Origin of the sequence: Pseudomonas inefficax, from assembly GCF_900277125.1 — a bacterium.
GTDB classification, from domain to species: Bacteria; Pseudomonadota; Gammaproteobacteria; order Pseudomonadales; family Pseudomonadaceae; genus Aquipseudomonas; species Aquipseudomonas inefficax.
This window is the reverse complement of the sequence record NZ_OPYN01000028.1, coordinates 65,276-85,665: the sequence shown is the minus strand read 5'-3', so window position 1 is coordinate 85,665 and position 20,390 is coordinate 65,276. Positions and strand designations below refer to the sequence as shown.

Here is a 20,390-nt window from a genome sequence, read left to right as displayed (position 1 = left end):
AAAGCTTCTGCCCTGCCCGGCTAACCGCCGGGCGATGGCAGTGGTAGTTTCAAACTTGAGCAGCTAGCTCAAGGCCCTGCACGAGCGTCATGCGAACTGCACATGGGCAACCTGCCTGAAACGTCAGAGCTGGTCCTCCTTGTTGTATGACCAGACGTGCACGTCCGACTGACGGGCCCTCAGGGGCTGGCGACGAGCACACATTCCCTCGCACTTCCCCAAACGGCACTCGCCCCATTCGGCGCGTGAGCGATTAGACTTGCCAGTTGCCAGATGACGAGACTGCCATGGCCGGGCTGATTCCCCAGAGTTTCATTGACGACCTTATCAACCGCCTCGACATCGTCGATGTGGTGAGTTCGCGCGTCCAGCTGAAAAAAACCGGCAAGAACTACTCCGCATGCTGCCCGTTCCACAAGGAAAAGACCCCTTCCTTCACGGTCAGCCCCGACAAGCAGTTCTATTACTGCTTCGGTTGCGGCGCCGGCGGCAACGCCCTGGGTTTCGTCATGGACCACGACAACCTGGACTTCCCCCAGGCCGTCGAGGAACTGGCCCGCGCCGCTGGCATGGAAGTGCCCCGCGAGCAAGGCCGCCGCGACCACAAGCCGCGCCAGCCAACTGATTCGCCGCTGTACCCGCTGCTGGACGCCGCCTCGGAGTTCTACCGCCAGGCCCTGCGCAGCCACCCGACCCGCAAGGCGGCGGTGGATTACCTCAAGGGCCGCGGCCTGTCCGGGGAGATCGCCCGTGACTTCGGCCTGGGTTTCGCCCCGCCAGGCTGGGACAACCTGCTCAAGCACCTGGGTGCCGACACCCTGCAGCAGAAGGTGATGATCGATGCCGGCTTACTGATCGAGAACGCCGAAAGCGGCAAGCGCTACGACCGCTTCCGCGACCGGGTGATGTTCCCGATCCGCGACAGCCGTGGGCGCATCATCGCCTTCGGTGGCCGGGTGCTTGGCGACGACAAGCCCAAGTACCTGAACTCCCCGGAAACCCCGGTGTTCCACAAGGGCCAGGAACTGTATGGCCTGTACGAGGCGCGCAAGCACAACCGCAACCTTGACGAAATCATCGTCGTCGAAGGCTACATGGACGTCATTGCCCTGGCCCAGCAGGGCCTGCGCAACGCCGTAGCCACCCTCGGCACCGCCACCAGCGAAGAGCACCTCAAGCGCCTGTTCCGCGTGGTACCCAGCGTGCTGTTCTGCTTCGACGGCGACCAGGCCGGGCGCAAGGCCGCATGGCGCGCCCTGGAGTCGACCCTGTCGAACCTGCAGGACGGCCGCCGCGCGCGCTTCCTGTTCCTGCCCGAAGGCGAAGACCCGGACAGCTTGGTGCGCGCGGAAGGCACCGATGCATTCATGGCCCGCATCAACCAGCACGCCCAGCCGCTGGCCGATTACTTCTTCGAGCAACTAGGCGTCGAAGCCGACCCGCGCTCGCTGGAAGGCAAGGCGCACATGGCGACCCTGGCCGCACCGCTGATCGAAAAGATCCCCGGTGCCAACCTGCGCCAGCTGATGCGCAACCGCCTGAAGGAAATCACCGGCCTCGACCCGCAGCAGGTCGAGCAACTGGCACAACACGCACCGGCCACCAGCAGCGTGCCGGACTACGACCCTGGCTACGACTACGATGCCATGGCCAGCTACACCCCCGATTACGGCGACATGCCGCAGCACGACTTCGCCCCCGTTCATCAGGAACAGGAGTGGAAACCGAGCAAGAGCGCCGGCAAGAAGCAGTGGAGCGACAAACCCTGGGACAAGAACCGCAAGGGTGGCAAGCCATGGCAGCAACGTGACGAAGCGCCGCCGCGCGTACCGGCCCCGGTCGAGCCGCCTACCCTGGCCGCCCTGCGCACCCTGCTGCACCACCCGCTGCTGGCCGGCAAGGTGGAGGATGCCAGCCACTTCGCCGACGAAGAACACCTCTACAGCCAGCTGTTGGTGGCACTGATCGAAGCCGCGCAGAAAAATCCTGGGCTAAGCTCAATGCAGCTAATCGCACGATGGCACGGCACCGAACAGGGGCGCCTGCTGCGGGCCCTGGCGGAAAAGGAATGGTTGATCGTTGCCGACAACCTTGAACAACAGTTTTTCGACACTATAACTAGCTTGTCCGCCCGCCAACGCGAGCGCAGCCTGGAACAACTGCTCAGGAAATCACGTCAAAGCGAATTGACCAGCGAGGAAAAAACCCAGCTCCTCGCCCTGCTGAGCCGGAATGTTCCCGCACAAACGCCGACCTCATCTGGCGCGTGAGGCCCATGCTCGGGTATAATCCTCGGCTTGTTTTTTGCCCGCCAAGACCTTCAGTGGATAGGGTGTTATGTCCGGAAAAGCGCAACAGCAGTCTCGTATCAAAGAGTTGATCACCCGCGGTCGTGAGCAGGGCTACCTGACTTACGCGGAGGTCAACGACCACCTGCCTGAGGATATTTCAGATCCTGAACAGGTGGAAGACATCATCCGCATGATCAACGACATGGGGATCAACGTATTCGAGAGTGCTCCGGATGCGGATGCCCTTCTGTTGGCGGAAGCCGACACCGACGAAGCCGCGGCCGAAGAAGCCGCTGCTGCGTTGGCGGCAGTTGAAACCGATATCGGCCGCACGACCGACCCGGTGCGCATGTACATGCGCGAAATGGGTACCGTCGAGCTGCTGACCCGCGAAGGCGAAATCGAAATCGCCAAGCGTATCGAGGAAGGCATTCGTGAAGTCATGGGCGCCATCGCCCACTTCCCGGGCACTGTCGACTACATTCTCGGCGAATATGACCGTGTCACCACCGAAGGTGGCCGTCTGTCCGACGTTCTCAGCGGTTACATCGACCCTGACGACAATATCGCCGCGCCGACCGAAGAAGTGCCGATCCCAGGCGCCAAGGCCGCCGCCGCGAAGGAAGAGTCCGACGACGAAGAGGAAGAATCCGAAAGCGGTGACGACGAGGAAGAGGCCGAGAGCGGCCCGGACCCGGAAGTCGCGCGCCAGCGTTTCGGTGCGGTCAACGACCAGCTGCAGGCCACCAACAAGGTTCTGAAGAAAAACGGTCGTGCCCACAAGGAAAGCGTCGAGGCCCTGCAAGCCCTGGCCGACCTGTTCATGCCGATCAAGCTGGTACCGAAGCAGTTCGAGGTACTGGTAGAGCGTGTTCGTGACGCCTTGAACCGCCTGCGTCAGCAGGAACGCGCCATCATGCAGCTGTGCGTGCGTGACGCCCGCATGCCGCGTGCCGACTTCCTGCGCATGTTCCCGAGCAACGAAACCGACCAGACCTGGAGCGGTGACCTGGCCAAGCGCAACACCAAGTGGGCTGCCGCCCTGGGTGAAAAGGACGCTGCCATCGTCGCTTGCCAACAGAAGCTGATCGACCTTGAGACCGAAACCGGCCTGACCGTTGCCGAGATCAAGGAAATCAACCGTCGCATGTCGATCGGTGAAGCCAAGGCCCGCCGCGCCAAGAAAGAAATGGTCGAGGCGAACCTGCGTCTGGTTATCTCCATCGCCAAGAAGTACACCAACCGTGGCCTGCAGTTCCTCGACCTGATCCAGGAAGGCAACATCGGCTTGATGAAAGCGGTGGACAAGTTCGAATACCGTCGCGGCTACAAGTTCTCGACCTACGCCACCTGGTGGATCCGCCAGGCGATCACCCGTTCGATCGCCGACCAGGCACGCACCATCCGTATTCCGGTGCACATGATCGAGACGATCAACAAGCTCAACCGTATTTCCCGCCAGATGCTGCAGGAAATGGGTCGCGAACCGACCCCGGAAGAGCTGGGCGAACGCATGGAAATGCCTGAGGACAAAATCCGCAAGGTACTGAAGATCGCCAAAGAGCCGATCTCCATGGAAACCCCGATTGGTGACGACGAAGATTCGCACCTGGGCGACTTCATCGAGGACTCGACCATGCAGTCCCCGATCGACGTTGCCACGGTCGAAAGCCTCAAGGAAGCCACCCGTGACGTGCTCTCGGGCCTGACCGCACGCGAAGCCAAGGTGCTGCGCATGCGTTTCGGTATCGACATGAACACCGACCATACCCTCGAAGAGGTAGGCAAGCAGTTTGACGTGACCCGCGAGCGGATCCGTCAGATCGAAGCGAAGGCGTTGCGCAAACTGCGCCACCCGACTCGCAGCGAGCATCTGCGCTCCTTCCTCGACGAGTGATGACAAAACCCCGGCCCAGGCCGGGGTTTTTCTTTTCCGCCTGTTGCACAACTCTGGGCTCCGGCGCGATCCCTGTAGGAGCGGCCTTGTGTCGCGATAGGGCCGCAGAGCGGCCCCGGCAATTCAAGCATGATGCCGAGATCCTGGGGCCGCTACGCAGCCCTATCGCGACACAAGGCCGCTCCTACAAAGAGCCTCAGCGCCTGCTACCCCGAACAGACTAGCCCACCCTTCACCGCACACCTGCAGCAATGCCCGTCTACACTCGATTTCAGAACCCCTGAATGCGAGGCCGCTATGCACCCGATGCCGGCCATCCTGTTGCTGCTCCTGATTTTGTGGAACACAACGGCCGGCGCCCTGACCCTGACAGACGAGGAGAAAGCCTGGTTGGCTGCCCATCCGCAGCTGAGCCTGGGTGTAGACGCCTCTTGGCCACCGTTCGAGTTTCGCGACCAGGAGGGCCGGTACCAGGGATTGGCCGCCGATTACATCGCCACGATCCAGCAACGCCTGGGTGTGACGCTCAAACCGGTCGAACCCAGCAGCTGGACCGAGGTACTGGCGCAAGCCCGCGAAAGCCGCATCGACCTGCTGCCCGGCATCATGTCCACCCCCGAACGCCAAGGCTACCTGGCCTTCACACGGCCGTACCTCGACTTCCCCATCGTCATCCTCGCCCACAAAGGCGGCGCACAGCCTCGCAACCTGGAAGACCTTTACGGCCTGAAGATTGCCGTGGTCGAAAACTACGCCCCGCACGAACTGCTGCGCACCCACCACCCAGACCTCAACCTGGTGGCCCTGCCCAACGTCAGTTCTACCCTGCAGGCCTTGGCCACCGATGAAGTGGACGCGGTGGTCGGCGACCTCGCTTCAAGCATCTGGAGCCTGCGCCAGCTCAAGCTCGACGGCCTCTACGTCAGCGGCGAAACGCCCTATCGCTACCAGCTGGCCATGGCCACCCCCCGCGACAAGAAGGAACTGGTCGGCATTCTCGACAAAGTGATGGCCGACATGAGCAGCGCCGAGGTCAGCCAGATCCAGCAACGCTGGGTGGGCAATGTGGTCGACCAACGGATGTTCTGGTCGGACCTGCTGGTATATGGCCTGCCCGCGGTGCTGGTATTGATGGCAGTGCTGGCCGTGGTCATCCGCATCAACCGCCGGCTAAGTTCGGAAATTTCCCGGCGCATCGCCCTGGAACAGGAACTGCGCAGCAGCGAGTACCACTATCGCAGCCTGGTAGAGAGCCTGTCCGCCATCGCCTGGGAGGCCGACGCCAACGACTTCACCTACAGCTACGTCTCACCCCATGCCGAAGGCCTGCTCGGCTACCCATTGGCTGACTGGCTCAAACCCGGCTTCTGGCGCAGCATCCTGCACCCAGAGGATGCGCTCTGGGCCCAGGCCTACTGTGACAGCGAAACGGCTGCCGGGCGCGACCACAGCCTCGACTACCGCGTGATCAGGGCCGATGGCCAGCCACTGTGGGTACGTAACATCGTCAGCATGATCGAGCATGGCCACCGGCCAGTGATGCGTGGCCTGATGATCGATATCAGCGAAACCAAGCGCACCGAGGACGCTCTGCGCCTGTCCGAGCAGAAGTTCGCCTCGGTGTTCCAGCAGTGCCCCGACATTCTGCTGATCGCCCGCCACAGCGATGGCTGCCTGCTGGAGGTGAACGAAGCCTTCGAAGAGCAGATCGGCCTGACCCCTGGCCAGGTAATCGGCCGCACCGCCACCGAGCTCAACCTGTGGGGCGTCGAAGGCACCGGCCCGCGATTGCTCGAACGCCTGCACCGGGGCGGTATCCGCAATCTGGAAATGAGCTTCCGTCGCAGCAACGGCCAACTGTTCACCGGCCTGACCTCGGCCGAAACCTTCGAACTCGACGGAAACCTCGCGCTGGTGGTGGCGGTACGCGATATCAGCCAGCTCAAGGAAACCCAGGAGCAGTTGCAAACCTCCGAAGAAAAATTCGCCAAGGCCTTCCACGCCTCGCCCGACGGCCTGCTGCTGTCGCGCCAGAGCGACGGCTTGCTGCTCGAAGTCAATGAAGGCTTCTGCCGCCTCACCGGCTATGACCTCAGCCCGACCCTCGACCAGACCTCGCTGGACCTGGGCATCTGGGTCGACCTCAACGAACGCAAGCGCCTGGTCGAACAGCTCAACCGCGACGGTTTCGTTCGCGACTTCACCTGCCACCTGCGCCGCAGCGATGGGCAGATTCGCCTCTGCGAGCTCTCTGCACGGCCGCTGCCGATTGCTGGCGACGACTGCATGCTGACCATCGCCCGCGACATCACCGAGCGCCACCTGATGCAAGAAAAGCTGCAGCTGGCCGCCACCGTGTTCGAGAACACCGCCGAGGGCGTGCTGATCACCGATATCGACCAGCGCATCAGTGCCGTCAACCGCGCCTTCAGCGAAATCACCGGTTACAGCGAGATCGAAGCCCTCGGCCAGACCCCGCGCCTGCTCGCCTCCGGCCAGCACGACAGCGCGTTCTATGTCGCCATGTGGCACCAGCTGACCGATGAGGGCCACTGGCAAGGCGAGATCTACAACAAACGCAAGAACGGCGAGCTGTACCCCGGCTGGCTGACCATCAGCGCCGTGCGCAACAGAGAGCGCGAAATCACCCATTTCGTCGCCGTGTTCGCCGACATCTCCAGCCTCAAGCACGCCCAGGCCAAGCTCGACTACCAAGCCCACCACGACCCGCTGACTGGCCTGCCCAACCGCGCCTTGTTCGAGAACCGCCTGCAGGCCGCACTGACCTGCTCGCAGCTGTCCAACCGCAAGGGCGCGGTGCTGTTCCTTGACCTGGACCGTTTCAAGCACATCAATGACAGCCTTGGCCACCCGGTCGGCGACCTGCTGCTCAAGGGCATCGCCCAACGCCTGAAGGAGCAGGTGCGTGATGTCGACACTGTGGCCCGCCTGGGTGGCGACGAGTTCATCATCCTGCTGCCCGGCCTGCACAAACCCAGCGACGCCAGCGCCATAGCCAACAAGCTGCTGACCTGCTTCAACGCGCCGTTCCAGGCCGGCGAGCACGAGTTCTTCACCAGCGCCAGCATCGGCATCAGCCTTTATCCACAGGACGGCACCGACGTTGCCACACTGATTCGCAACGCCGACGCCGCCATGTACCGCTCCAAGGCCAAGGGCCGCAACCGCGTCGAAACCTACACCCTCGACCTCACCGCCCAGGCCAGCGAACGCATCGCCCTCGAGCACGAACTGCGCCGCGCCATCGAGCGCAACGAACTGAGCCTGTGCTTCCAGCCCAAGCTCAGCCTCAAGACCCAGAGCCTGGTCGGCGCCGAAGCGCTGATCCGCTGGAGCCACCCGAGCTTTGGTGAAGTGCCGCCAGAGCACTTCATCCACCTGGCGGAAGAGAACGGCACCATCCTCCAGATCGGCGACTGGGTACTGGAACAGGCCTGCCGGCAGATGCAGGCCTGGAAGCTGCACTACGAACCGTTCGGCCCATTGTCGATCAACCTCGCCGGCGCCCAGCTGCGCCAACCTCATCTCGCCCGGCGCATCGAACAGTTGCTGAAGCACTACCAGCTCAAGGCCGGCGACCTGCAGCTGGAAATCACCGAAAACTTTATCATGAGCCAGGCAGAGGAAGCCCTGGCCGTGCTGTACCAGCTGAAGAAACTGGGCGTGCAACTGGCCATCGACGACTTCGGCACCGGTTATTCATCGCTGAGCTACCTCAAGCGCCTGCCGCTGGATATCCTCAAGATCGACAAATCGTTCATCCGCGGCCTGCCCGACGACCCCCACGACGCCGCCATCGCCCGAGCGATCATCGCCCTGGGCCGCAGCATGCAGCTGACCATCATTGCCGAGGGCGTGGAGAACCAGGCCCAGCAACGGTTCCTGGCGGCTGAAGGCTGTGAGCAGATCCAGGGTTACATCGTCAGCCTGCCTCTGCCACCGGAAGAGTTCGCGGCGACGTTTCTTCGCATAGCACTATCGGATCTTTCAGATGGCACTGGTGCGAAACCCTCGTTATAATCCGGCGACTTACTGAGGGCCTATAGCTCAGTCGGTTAGAGCAGAGGACTCATAATCCTTTGGTCCACGGTTCGAGTCCGTGTGGGCCCACCAGAAAACTCAAAGGCCTACGTTGCAGAACGTAGGCCTTTTTCTTTTCGGCAGTTCTGACGGGTGAAAAAGCTACGGCTGATGTTTACATTCTGGGCCAGGCCGCCGCGGCAGCTGTAGGAGCGGCCTTGTGTCGCGAAAGGGCCGCAAAGCGGCCCCGGATTTCAGCGCTGATGCGAATACTGCCGGGGCTGCTGCGCAGCCCTTTCGCGACGCAAGGCCGCTCCTACAAAGGGACCGCGATGGCGCGGCCAGCTGTGACTGCCCTTGCTCTGGCCATCACTGGCTGGCTAGGCTAGCGGGCCAACCGTAGAGACTTGCCATGTCGGATTCCCGCTCCATCACGCTGGATGAAATCGATCGCCAGCTGATCGCCCTGCTGCAGATCAACGCCCGCGAAAGCGTCGCCACCCTCGCCCGCCAGTTGGGCATCGCCCGCACCACCGTCAACTCGCGCCTGGAGCGGCTGGAGAAGAACAAGGTCATCTCCGGCTATGGCGTGCGCCTGGGCCAGCGGGTGATGGGGGGTGGGCTGCAGGCGTATGTGGGAATCAAGGTGCAGCCGCGCTCGGGCAAGGAGGTGGTGCGGCGCCTGAGTGCCATGGGCCAGGTGCAGCAGCTGTGCGCAGTGAGCGGCGAGTTCGACTATGTCGCCTGGCTGCGTACGGATTCGCCCGAGCAACTGGACCAGCTGCTTGACCAGATCGGCAGTGTCGACGGGGTGGAGAAGACCACCACGTCGATCATTCTCAGCAGCAAGGTGGACCGCGGTCAGCCGCTCTGAACCTGGCTGGCGGTCAGGCTTCCTGGCCGTCGAGCAGGCTCTCCAGAATCGCCGAAAGGCTTTCGGCGCAATGCTGCATCGACCAGACGATGTCGCGGCTGCGTTCGGGGGCGTGATGCTGGGCGTAGTCGGTGGCGATCTGATCGAGGCCACGGGCCAGCAGGCAGGCGTGGACAAGGGCGTCTGCGGCGTCGATGCCGGGGCGAATGGCGAATAATGGCGGGTGGCTGGATTCGCAGTTGCAGAAGGTTTTTTCTGCGGTGGGATTCAGTTTTTCGGGTTGGTCGGGTAAGCGTTTGGTCATGGTATAGCCTCCAAATCACAAGGGTGATTGGCGGCCAATCGCATCCTTCTCACGGGAATTGGGTGGCAGCCATGCACGAGGTGAGAACCGGCGAACTTGGAGGCGCGTACCCGGCCAGGCAAAGCCTGCCCGCGCACAGCTGCCATAGCAGTGCGCCTTCAGAATGGTCCGCGGGTTCTCACGCCCGATCGCCGAATTTCCGGCGACCCAGTGAAGTTAACGATGAAGCGATTCCCGCGATGCCAGACCGAGGCGATTGCGAGCGTAGGGTAATTCTTTAATTCACGACTCGGGTGTAGGAGTTATCTGATTGCACCCTGTCTTAAGCCCGCCGCGACCCTTGTGGGAGCGGGCGTGCCCGCGAACACGGGCGCAGCCCGTGCCATACACCGCGTCAGCTTCTTCGCGGGCTTGCCCGCTCCCACAGAGTCCGGCGCTGTTCTTGAGAGCAGTGTTCTTCCTGTTCGTCATAAAACCATGTTGTAACTATATTTCGACGAAACAAGCGACATTCAGACAACACTCTGCACCTTAATAACGAACACCCCACTCCCTAAAATGGCCCCCAGGCATCTCCTATACTCAGGCTCCGCCCGCTGCGCAGCCTCTCTGGCAAGGTCACTTCATGAACAAGAAAAACCGCCACCCCGCCGACGGCAAAAAGCCCATCACCATCTTCGGCCCGGACTTCCCCTTCGCCTTCGACGACTGGTTGGAACACCCCGCAGGCCTGGGCAGCATCCCGGCCGAGCGCCATGGTGAGGAAGTGGCAATCGTGGGCGCCGGTATCGCCGGCCTGGTGGCGGCCTACGAGCTGATGAAGCTGGGCCTCAAGCCGGTGGTGTACGAAGCCTCCAAGCTGGGTGGCCGGCTGCGCTCGCAAGCTTTCAACGGCACCGACGGGATCATCGCCGAACTGGGTGGCATGCGCTTCCCGGTGTCGTCCACCGCCTTCTACCACTATGTGGACAAGCTGGGCCTGGAGACCAAACCGTTCCCCAACCCACTGACTCCGGCCTCGGGCAGCACGGTGATCGACCTGGAAGGCCAGACCTACTACGCCGAAAAAACCACCGACCTGCCCAAGCTGTTCCACGAAGTGGCCGATGCCTGGGCCGACGCGCTGGAAAGCGGTGCCCAGTTCGCCGACATCCAGCAAGCCATCCGCGACCGCGACGTACCGCGCCTGAAGGAGCTGTGGAACAAGCTGGTACCGCTGTGGGACGACCGCACCTTCTACGACTTCGTCGCCACCTCGCGCTCGTTCGCCAAGTTGAGCTTCCAGCACCGCGAAGTGTTCGGCCAGGTCGGTTTCGGCACCGGCGGCTGGGACTCGGACTTCCCCAACTCGATGCTGGAAATCTTCCGCGTGGTAATGACCAACTGCGACGACCACCAGCACCTGGTAGTCGGCGGTGTCGAGCAGGTACCGCAAGGCATCTGGCGCCATGTACCGGAGCGCTGCGTGCATTGGCCGGAAGGCACCAGCCTGAGCGCTCTGCATGGCGGCGCGCCGCGTACCGGGGTCAAGCGCATCGCTCGCGCCGCCGATGGCCGCCTGGCGGTCACCGACAACTGGGGCGACACCCGTCACTACAGTGCCGTGCTCGCCACCTGCCAAACTTGGCTGCTGACAACCCAGATCGACTGCGAGGAATCGCTGTTCTCGCAAAAGATGTGGATGGCCCTGGACCGCACCCGCTACATGCAGTCGTCGAAGACCTTCGTCATGGTCGACCGGCCGTTCTGGAAAGACAAGGACCCGGAAACCGGCCGCGACCTAATGAGCATGACCCTCACCGATCGCCTCACCCGCGGCACCTACCTGTTCGACAACGGCGACGACAAGCCGGGGGTGATCTGCCTGTCTTATTCCTGGATGAGCGACGCGCTGAAGATGCTGCCGCACCCGGTGGAAAAACGTGTGCAACTGGCCCTGGACGCACTGAAGAAGATCTACCCGAAGACCGACATCGCCGGGCACATCATCGGCGATCCGATCACCGTTTCCTGGGAAGCCGACCCGTACTTCCTCGGCGCCTTCAAGGGCGCCCTACCGGGTCACTACCGCTACAACCAGCGCATGTACGCGCACTTCATGCAGCAGGACATGCCTGCCGAGCAACGCGGTATTTTCATCGCCGGTGACGATGTGTCGTGGACGCCGGCCTGGGTGGAAGGCGCGGTACAGACATCGCTGAATGCGGTGTGGGGTATCATGAACCACTTCGGTGGCCGCACTCACCCGGACAACCCCGGCCCAGGCGACGTGTTCGACGAGATCGGCCCGATCGCCCTGCCAGACTGAGACAAGGAGGCAGCATGCGCATCGCTCTGTTCCAGGGCGCACCCAAGCCACTGGACGTGCCCGGCAACCTGCAACGGTTGCGTCATCAGGCGCAACTGGCGGCCGAACGCGGCGCCCGGTTACTGGTATGCCCGGAGATGTTCCTGACCGGCTACAACATCGGCCTGGCCCAGGCCGAGCGCCTGGCGGAGGCCGTCGATGGCCCCGCGGCCATGGAGGTGGTGGAGATCGCCCAGGCGCACCGCATCGCCATCGTCTACGGCTACCCGGAGCGTGGCGATGATGGCGCGATCTACAACAGTGTGCAGTTGATCGATGCGCACGGGCGCTGCCTGAGCAACTATCGCAAGACCCACCTGTTCGGCGAGCTGGACCGCTCGATGTTCAGCGCGGGCTCCGACCATTTCCCGGTGGTGGAGCTCGATGGCTGGAAGGTCGGCCTGCTGATCTGCTACGACATCGAGTTCCCGGAAAACGCCCGGCGCCTGGCGCTGGACGGTGCCGAGCTGATCCTGGTGCCGACGGCGAACATGTTGCCGTACGACTTCATCTGCCAGGTGACCGTGAGGGCGCGGGCGCAGGAAAACCAGTGCTATCTGGTGTATGCCAACTATTGCGGCTCGGAAGGCGAGATCCAGTATTGCGGGCAGAGCAGCATCATCGGCCCGGACGGCAGCCTGCTGGCCATGGCCGGGCGGGACGAGTGCCAGTTGCTGGCGGAGCTGGAGCATGAGCGGGTGGTGCAGGGGCGGGCGGCGTTTCCTTACCTGAGCGATCTGCGCCAGGAGCTGCATCTGCGTAAAGGCTGACAGGGGCCGCTGTGCGGCCCATTCGCGGGTGAACCCGCTCCCACAGGGTAAAGCACAGGTCTGAAAGCTGTGCAGTGTCTGTGGGAGCGGGTTTACCCGCGAAGAGGCCGAGCCTGCAAACAAATGGGTTAGCATGGACAGCAGTTACCGGAGCTCCCATGCCTGACGCCACCCGCCATCTCACCCTCGCCAACGGCCTGCAGCTGACCCTGCGCCATGCCCCGCACCTGAAGCGCTCGGCCGCCGCACTGCGGGTACACGCGGGCAGCCACGACGCGCCGAGCAGATGGCCCGGCCTGGCCCACTTCCTGGAGCACCTGTTCTTCCTCGGCACCTCGCGCTTCCCTCTGGACGACGGCCTGATGCGCTACGTGCAGGCCCTCGGCGGCCAGGTCAATGCCAGCACCCGCGAACGCACCACCGACTTTTTCTTCGAGGTCCCGCCCGGCGCCTTGGCCGGGGGGCTGGAGCGCCTGTGCCAGATGTTGGCCGAGCCAGACCTGGGCATCGAGCGCCAACGCCGCGAACGAGAAGTGATCCATGCCGAATTCATTGCCTGGTCGCGTAACCCTCAGGCCCAGCAGCAGTTCGCCTTGCTGCAATCCGCAGCACCAGGCCATCCATTGGGCGCTTTTCATGCCGGTAACCGGCACACCCTGGCCTTGCAGGATCCTGCCTTCCAGCAAGCGCTCGGTGGCTTTCACCAGCGTTTCTATCAAGGCGGCCAGGTCACCCTGAGCCTGTGCGGCCCGCAATCGCTGGATGAACTGGAATCGCTGGGCCGGCAGCATGCCAAACTGTTCGCAACGGGTGAACGGGTGCCACAACCTTTGCCACCGCCTTTATCGGCGACTGACACACACCTGCTGTTCAGCCACGAAAACCTGCCGGCAGGTGCCGAGCAGGCCCTTGAGTTGCTGATCGCCTGCCTCGGCGATAGCCGCCCGGGCACCTGGCTGGGTGCGCTTCGCCAACGTGGCTGGCTGCAAGGCTTCAAGGCCGAGACGCTGTATGCCTTTGCCGGGCAGTCGCTGTGGCACATTGACCTGAAGCTCAGTGAGGACGCCTCTGTGGAGGAAGCCGCTGCCCTGTTGCAGGGCTGGTTCGGCTTCATCCGCCAGGCCGACCCCTGGCAACTGAATGCCGAATTCGAACTGCTGCAGCAAAGCCGCGAACGCAGTGCCAGTGCGCTTGAGCTGGCCCGCCGGGACAGCGCCGGCCAGCCGTTCAGCGGTTTGGACACACAAGGTTTGCAGGCCCTTCGTGCCCTGCTGGAAGGCCTGCCGGGTCGCGAGCATGGGCACTGGCAACTGCCCGCGGTCGACCCCTTGCTCCTGGCCGACTTGCCTGCTGCCAGGCCGCAGCCGCTGCCAGCGGCACTGAAAGTCAGCGACCAACTGCCTGGCGCTCGTCAGTATGCGGCGCTGTATCTGCGCTGGCATGTTCCTTCACCCTTGCGCCAGCGCCTGCATGCGCAGCTCGAACGTGCCCTGCAGCCCCTGCAGGAGCGCTGCGAACGGGTATCGGTGCAGTTGCAGTTCAGTGCCGCTGGCGAATACTGGCAACTGCGCTGCACCGGGCTACCGGCAGCGGTGCTGCGCACTGTGGAACAGGCCTTGGCGCTGATGCTCGAGCCCCCGGCTGGCAGCTGGCTACCCTGTTCGACGCAGCCTCCGGCACTGATCCCCATCCGGGCATTGCTCAAGCAGTTACCCGACGCTGTGCTGGGCGCCAGGCCTGCACCTGTTCCGGCCTGCAACCTGACACAAACGCATCTCGACAACCTGTGGCAGCAAACAAGCTGGCACGGCCTGGCTGCCGGCTTCGACGATACCGCCCTGAACGCATTGGGCACCGTGCTGCAGCACTGCCCTGGCCAAGGCTCAGCGCCTGGCCCTCTACCCGCCTGGTCCAACCGCCGTTGGCAACATGCCGAAGTACCCGGCAGCGAGCATGCCCTGCTGCTGTTCTGCCCACTCCCGGCGGCCATGGAAGCCGCTGGCCGTCTGCTCGCCCAATTGCTGCAAGGGCCGGTTTACCAACGGCTGCGGGTAGAACTGCAGCTCGGCTATGCAATATTCAGTACCTTTCGTCAGGTGGAGGGGGTCGGCGGCCTGCTTTTCGGGGTCCAGTCGCCTCATGCTAGCCAGGTACAGATCCTCGACCACCTGCTCACCTTGCTGCGCCGGGGCGTTACCCTGGCCCCTACCGCTCGTCAGGCCCTGGCCGGGCAATTCGATGAAGCGGCGATGGGCAACGCCGAAGTCGCCGAATGGGCGTGGCAGACATACCTGGCCACACAACCCGGCAGGCTGGATGCATTGCGCAGGTCTATCCTGAAAACGCGGCAGACGGATCTGGACCAGCTGCTGAGCCATCTGCTCGATACAGGTTCCCCTTGGCTATGCCTTGCCAACGCTGCCGCACCAGATGCTTCCTGGCTGGGCTCGACCCCATGATTGTTACGAAAACCGCAAGGGAGTTTTCGAATAATTAACCTTTCGGTACAAATTTTTCTTGTAAGATAGCGCAATCCCAGCCAGGGGAACCTCCAGCCAATGGCGGTACCCAAGTAGTAGCTGACAAACCCACCCCCTCATCCGGAAGGAGTAATTCCATGTGGACCAAACCTGCATACACTGATCTGCGCATCGGCTTCGAAGTCACCATGTACTTCGCCAACCGCTAAGCCCGGCTTACGGTTCAACGCCTCGGCCTGCCGGGGCGTTTTCGTTTTTTCGCTACGGTTTCTGCAGAGAGAGTGGCCATGTACATCCAGGTTCTCGGTTCCGCCGCCGGCGGCGGGTTCCCACAGTGGAACTGCAACTGCGTCAATTGCAAGGGCTTGCGCGACGGCACCCTGCGGGCCACGCCGCGCACTCAGTCGTCCATCGCCCTGTCCGACGATGGCGTGCACTGGGTGCTGTGCAATGCCTCGCCCGACATTCGCGCGCAGCTTCAAGCCTTTGCCCCGATGCAGCCGGCCCGCGCCCTGCGCGACACCGGCATCAACGCCATCATTCTGCTGGACAGCCAGATCGACCACACCACCGGGCTGCTCAGCCTGCGCGAAGGCTGCCCGCATCAGGTATGGTGCACCGACATGGTCCACCAGGACCTGACCACCGGTTTCCCGCTGTTCAACATGCTCGGCCACTGGAACGGCGGCCTGCAGTGGAACCGCATCGAGCTGGAAGGCAGCTTCGTCATCGACGCCTGTCCCAACCTGCGCTTCACCCCGTTCCCCCTGCGCAGTGCCGCGCCGCCCTACTCGCCGCACCGCTTCGACCCGCACCCGGGCGACAACCTTGGCCTGCTGGTCGAAGACACCCGCACCGGCGGCAAGCTGTTCTACGCCCCGGGCCTGGGCCAGGTGGACGACAAGCTGCTGACGATGATGCACGGCGCCGACTGCCTGCTGGTCGACGGCACCCTGTGGGAAGATGATGAAATGCAGCGCCGTGGCGTGGGTACCCGTACCGGCCGCGAGATGGGCCACCTGGCGCAGAACGGCCCCGGCGGCATGCTGGAGGTGCTGGATGGCTTCCCGCGCCAGCGCAAGGTACTTATCCACATCAACAACACCAACCCGATTCTCGACGAAGACTCGCCCGAGCGTGCCGAAGTGCTGCGCCGGGGTGTGGAAGTGGCCTTTGATGGCATGAGTATCGAGTTGTAAAAACAGCCCTTGAGGTGACACAAACCCTGTGGGAGCGGGCATGCCCGCGAAAAATCCAACACGGTGTATGGCACCGGCTTCGCCGGTGTTCGCGGGCATGCCCGCTCCCACAGGGGGCGAGGTGAGCCAAGACTCAGCTATACAGGAGCCAGCCGAATGAGCGACGCACTGCCAATGTCCCCTGCCGAATTCGAGCAGGCCCTGCGCGCCAAGGGCGCCTACTATCACATTCATCACCCGTACCACGTGGCGATGTATCAAGGCCGCGCCACCCGCGAACAGATCCAGGGCTGGGTGGCCAACCGCTTCTACTACCAGGTCAACATCCCGATGAAGGATGCCGCGATCCTGGCCAACTGCCCCGACCGCGAAGTGCGCCGCGAGTGGATCCAGCGCCTGCTCGACCACGATGGCGCACCCGGCGAAGACGGCGGTATCGAAGCCTGGCTGCGCCTGGGCCAGGCCGTGGGCCTGGACCCGGATCAGCTGCGCTCACAGGAGCTGGTCCTGCCCGGCGTGCGCTTCGCCGTGGACGCCTACGTCAACTTCGCCCGCCGGGCCAGCTGGCAGGAAGCAGCCAGCAGCTCGCTGACCGAGCTGTTCGCCCCGCAGATCCACCAGTCGCGCCTGGACAGTTGGCCGCAGCATTACCCGTGGATCGACCCGGCCGGCTACGAATACTTCCGCACCCGCCTGGGCCAGGCCCGACGTGATGTGGAGCACGGCCTGGCGATTACCCTGCAGCACTACACCACCCGCGCGGGCCAGGAGCGTATGCTGGAGATACTGCAGTTCAAGCTGGATATCTTGTGGAGCATGCTCGACGCCATGAGCATGGCCTACGAGCTGAACCGCCCGCCCTATCATTCCGTCACCCAGGAACGGGTGTGGCACAAAGGGATCACCCTATGAGTTTCAACCGTAATCAAGTGCCGAACTGGCGCCCCGGTTACCGCTTCCAGTACGAACCGGCGCAAAAGGGCCATGTGCTGCTGTACCCAGAGGGCATGATCAAGCTCAACGACAGCGCGGCCCTGATCGGTGGCCTGATCGACGGCCAACGCGACGTTGCCGCGATCATCAGCGAACTCGAACAACAGTTCCCCGGTGTCCCGGAAGTGGCCGATGACATCGAGCAGTTCATGGAGGTGGCCCGTGCCGAACACTGGATCGTCCTCGCCTGAGTTACCGCCAACGCCAGCAGTCGGCCTGCCGCTTTGGCTGCTGGCCGAGCTGACCTACCGTTGCCCGCTGCAGTGCCCGTACTGCTCCAACCCCCTGGACTTCGCAGCCCAGGGCCAGGAGCTGAGCACCGCGCAGTGGTTCAAGGTAATGGCCGAAGCCCGGGAAATGGGTGCCGCGCAAATCGGCTTTTCCGGCGGAGAACCGCTGGTACGCCAGGACCTCGCCGAACTGATCGGCGAGGCCCGCCGGCTGGGCTACTACACCAACCTGATCACCTCGGGCATCGGCCTGACCGAAGCGCGCATCGCCGACTTCAAGAAGGCCGGCCTGGACCATATCCAGATCAGCTTCCAGGCCAGCGACGAGCAGGTGAACAACCTGCTGGCCGGCTCGAAGAAGGCCTTTGCGCAAAAGCTGGAAATGGCCCGTGCGGTGAAGGCCCATGGCTACCCGATGGTGCTCAACTTCGTCACCCACCGGCACAACATCGACAAGATCGACCGCATCATCGAGCTGTGCATCGCCCTTGAGGCCGACTTCGTCGAGCTCGCCACCTGCCAGTTCTACGGCTGGGCCCACCTCAACCGGCTGGGCCTGCTGCCGACCCGCGCGCAGCTGGAACGGGCCGAACACATCACCAACGAGTATCGGGACAAGCTCAAGGCCGAGGGCAACCCGTGCAAGCTGATCTTCGTCACCCCGGACTACTACGAGGAGCGCCCCAAGGCCTGCATGAATGGCTGGGGTAGCCTGTTCCTCACCATCACCCCGGACGGCACCGCCCTGCCCTGCCACGGCGCGCGCCAGTTGCCAGTGCAGTTCCCCAACGTGCGCGACCACGACCTGCACCACATCTGGTACGACTCGTTCGGCTTCAACCGCTTCCGTGGCTATGAGTGGATGCCCGAACCCTGCCGTTCCTGCGACGAGAAGGAAAAGGACTTCGGCGGCTGCCGCTGCCAGGCCTTCATGCTCACCGGCGATGCCAGCAACGCCGACCCGGTGTGCGCCAAGTCGGCCGACCACGGCATCATCCTCAAGGCCCGCGAGGAAGCGGAAAGCGCCCAGCTCACAATTGAACAGATGACCTTCCGCAATGAACGAAACTCCCGTGTCATCGTCCGCGGCTGAGTTCAGTGCGGCCCAGGCTGTTGCCGCAGGCACCGACTTCGCCGAACTCAAGGTCAGCGACGCGGGGCTGTTCTGGAACGAGTTCCGCCCGGCCGATGGCGCCTGTCGCATCTGGCACTGGCAGCACCAGCAGGCCCGCTGCCTGACACCCGATGGTTTCAGTGTGCGTAGCCGGGTCTACGAATATGGCGGTGGCAGTTTTTGCCTGGGTGGTGACGGGTTGGTGTTCGTCAACGAAAAGGACCAGCAGGTCTATACCCAGGCCCTGGAAGGCGCGGTACCGCGTGCCCTGACCGAAGATGCCAGCTGCCGCTACGGCGATGTGCAGTGGCGCGACGGCTGGGTGCTGGCAGTCGAGGAGCAGCATGGCGAACGGGTCGAGCATCGTCTGGTCGCCTTGGGTGAACATGCCCGCGAAGTGCTTGCCGAGGGTGCCGACTTCTATGCTTCGCCTACGGTGAGTGCCGATGGCCAGCGCCTGGCGTGGGTCGAATGGGATCGCCCGGCACAACCCTGGACCATCACCAGGCTGATGTGCCGCGCACGTGATGCAAGTGGCCGCTGGGGGCCAGTGCAATGTATTGCCAGTGCTGACGAATCGCTACAGCAGCCGCGCTTCGATAGCGAAGGCCGACTCTACTGCCTGTCCGACCGGGATGGCTTCTGGCAACCCTGGGGCGAGGTCGATGGCTGCTGGCAGGCCTTGCCTGCCGAGCCCGCGGACCACGCTGCAGCCCCCTGGCAACTGGGCGCCAGTACCTGGTTGGCGCTGGGGCAGCAAAGTTATCTGGCCAGCTGGTTCGAAGACGGCTTCGGGCAACTGGGGCTGCGCACTGCCGATGGCCGCGTGGAGCGTTTCGCCAGCGCCTACACGCGTTTTCGCAGCCTGGCGATGGATGCAGAACACCTGTACGCGATTGCCGCCTCGCCGATCAGCCCGCCAGCGGTCATCGCCATCGCCCGCAGCAACCACGAAGTCAGTGTGCTGGCTGGTGGCGCCGAAGTGCTGCCGGCAAGCCATATCAGCCTGCCGCAGTCGATCCACTACGGCAGTGACGGTCACCGCGCCCACGGCTTCTTCTACCCGGCAGCCCGCTCGCAAGGTGCATCGCCGCTGGTGGTGTTCATCCATGGCGGCCCGACTTCGGCCTGTTATCCCGTGCTCGACCCGCGCATCCAGTACTGGACCCAACGCGGCTTCGCCGTCGCCGACCTTAACTACCGGGGCAGCACCGGCTATGGCCGTGAATACCGCCAGGCCTTGCATCTGCGCTGGGGCGAAAGCGATGTGGCCGATGCTTGCGCGGCGGTGGATTACCTGGCCGGACGTGGGTTGATCGACCGCCGCAAGGCGTTCATCCGCGGCGGTAGCGCGGGCGGCTATACCACCCTCTGTGCCTTGGCGTTCCATGATGTTTTCCGCGCCGGCGCCAGCCTGTACGGAGTCAGCGACCCGGTTGCCCTGGGCAGGGCTACCCACAAGTTCGAAGGCGACTACCTGGACTGGCTGATCGGCGACCCGCTGCAGGACGCCGAGCGCTATCGCCAGCGTACGCCGCTGCTGCATGCGGGGCAGATCAAGGTGCCGGTGATTTTCTTCCAGGGCGAACTGGATGCGGTGGTAGTGCCGGAGCAGACGCGGTCGATGCTGGCGGCGCTGCAGGCTAACGGGATCGAGGCTGAAGGGCACTTCTATTCGGGGGAGCGTCATGGGTTCCGCAAGGCGCAGAACCTGGCGCATGCGCTGGAAGAAGAGTGGAAATTCTATTGCCGAGTGTTGGAGGGCTGAGATTCTGGGGCCGCTTTGCGGCCCATCGCGACACAAGGCCGCTCCTACAGGGATCGCACAAGCCCGAATGTGGCGCTGTACC

General features: G+C 63.5%; 14 protein-coding genes and 1 tRNA gene. 14 read left to right on the top strand and 1 reads right to left on the bottom strand.

The genetic code is table 11. The features are described 5' to 3' along the window. Positions 1 to 287 precede the first annotated feature (287 nt). The 5 genes from dnaG (at position 288) to JV551A3_RS03275 (ending at position 9,103) form a co-directional block, all read left to right on the top strand. Entirely contained in the window at positions 288 to 2,270 is a 1,983-nt protein-coding gene (dnaG, locus tag JV551A3_RS03295; protein WP_133970048.1) for a DNA primase, read from the top strand. Between the two features lie 67 nt (positions 2,271 to 2,337). After that, positions 2,338 to 4,188: an RNA polymerase sigma factor RpoD gene (gene rpoD / locus JV551A3_RS03290; protein ID WP_112251522.1), complete on the top strand. Its 1,851-nt coding sequence runs from the start codon at positions 2,338 to 2,340 to the stop codon at positions 4,186 to 4,188. Positions 4,189 to 4,485: 297 nt separating this feature from the next. Then, on the top strand, positions 4,486 to 8,229 hold the full coding sequence (locus JV551A3_RS03285) for a bifunctional diguanylate cyclase/phosphodiesterase (RefSeq protein WP_133970047.1): 3,744 nt from the start codon (positions 4,486 to 4,488) through the stop codon (positions 8,227 to 8,229). 16 nt (positions 8,230 to 8,245) lie between these two features. Continuing rightward, positions 8,246 to 8,322, top strand: a tRNA-Ile gene (locus JV551A3_RS03280). 319 nt (positions 8,323 to 8,641) lie between these two features. Then, positions 8,642 to 9,103: an Lrp/AsnC family transcriptional regulator gene (locus JV551A3_RS03275; RefSeq protein WP_015268712.1), complete on the top strand. Its 462-nt coding sequence runs from the start codon at positions 8,642 to 8,644 to the stop codon at positions 9,101 to 9,103. Between the two features lie 13 nt (positions 9,104 to 9,116). On the opposite strand, the gene JV551A3_RS03270 is transcribed toward JV551A3_RS03275, so the two are convergent. Continuing rightward, entirely contained in the window at positions 9,117 to 9,407 is a 291-nt protein-coding gene (locus JV551A3_RS03270; protein ID WP_133970046.1) for a hypothetical protein, read from the bottom strand. A gap of 625 nt (positions 9,408 to 10,032) precedes the next feature. Between JV551A3_RS03270 and JV551A3_RS03265 the strand changes: the two genes are divergently transcribed. The 9 genes from JV551A3_RS03265 to JV551A3_RS03220 all read left to right on the top strand — a co-directional run bounded on the left by JV551A3_RS03265 (position 10,033) and on the right by JV551A3_RS03220 (position 20,308). Further along, positions 10,033 to 11,715 carry a flavin monoamine oxidase family protein gene (locus JV551A3_RS03265; RefSeq protein ID WP_133970045.1) on the top strand — a complete coding sequence of 561 codons (1,683 nt, stop codon included), beginning with the start codon at positions 10,033 to 10,035 and terminating at the stop codon, positions 11,713 to 11,715. 14 nt (positions 11,716 to 11,729) lie between these two features. Then, positions 11,730 to 12,524: a carbon-nitrogen hydrolase family protein gene (locus JV551A3_RS03260; protein WP_133970044.1), complete on the top strand. Its 795-nt coding sequence runs from the start codon at positions 11,730 to 11,732 to the stop codon at positions 12,522 to 12,524. Between the two features lie 158 nt (positions 12,525 to 12,682). Then, entirely contained in the window at positions 12,683 to 14,983 is a 2,301-nt protein-coding gene (gene pqqF / locus JV551A3_RS03255; RefSeq protein WP_133978324.1) for a pyrroloquinoline quinone biosynthesis protein PqqF, read from the top strand. Between the two features lie 158 nt (positions 14,984 to 15,141). Further along, positions 15,142 to 15,213: a pyrroloquinoline quinone precursor peptide PqqA gene (gene pqqA / locus JV551A3_RS03250; RefSeq protein WP_003243383.1), complete on the top strand. Its 72-nt coding sequence runs from the start codon at positions 15,142 to 15,144 to the stop codon at positions 15,211 to 15,213. A gap of 78 nt (positions 15,214 to 15,291) precedes the next feature. Further along, positions 15,292 to 16,203: a pyrroloquinoline quinone biosynthesis protein PqqB gene (gene pqqB / locus JV551A3_RS03245; RefSeq protein ID WP_133970042.1), complete on the top strand. Its 912-nt coding sequence runs from the start codon at positions 15,292 to 15,294 to the stop codon at positions 16,201 to 16,203. Between the two features lie 156 nt (positions 16,204 to 16,359). Further along, complete coding sequence (gene pqqC / locus JV551A3_RS03235; protein WP_003255592.1) at positions 16,360 to 17,115, top strand: pyrroloquinoline-quinone synthase PqqC; 756 nt, start codon at positions 16,360 to 16,362, stop codon at positions 17,113 to 17,115. Continuing rightward, positions 17,112 to 17,387 carry a pyrroloquinoline quinone biosynthesis peptide chaperone PqqD gene (gene pqqD, locus JV551A3_RS03230; RefSeq protein ID WP_085626239.1) on the top strand — a complete coding sequence of 92 codons (276 nt, stop codon included), beginning with the start codon at positions 17,112 to 17,114 and terminating at the stop codon, positions 17,385 to 17,387. Before pqqC ends, pqqD begins: the two co-directional genes overlap by 4 nt. Then, positions 17,359 to 18,519, top strand: coding sequence for a pyrroloquinoline quinone biosynthesis protein PqqE (gene pqqE, locus JV551A3_RS03225; protein ID WP_133970041.1), 1,161 nt, complete (start codon positions 17,359 to 17,361; stop codon positions 18,517 to 18,519). Before pqqD ends, pqqE begins: the two co-directional genes overlap by 29 nt. Then, on the top strand, positions 18,485 to 20,308 hold the full coding sequence (locus JV551A3_RS03220; protein ID WP_133970040.1) for a S9 family peptidase: 1,824 nt from the start codon (positions 18,485 to 18,487) through the stop codon (positions 20,306 to 20,308). Before pqqE ends, JV551A3_RS03220 begins: the two co-directional genes overlap by 35 nt. The last annotated feature ends 82 nt before the right edge of the window (positions 20,309 to 20,390 follow it).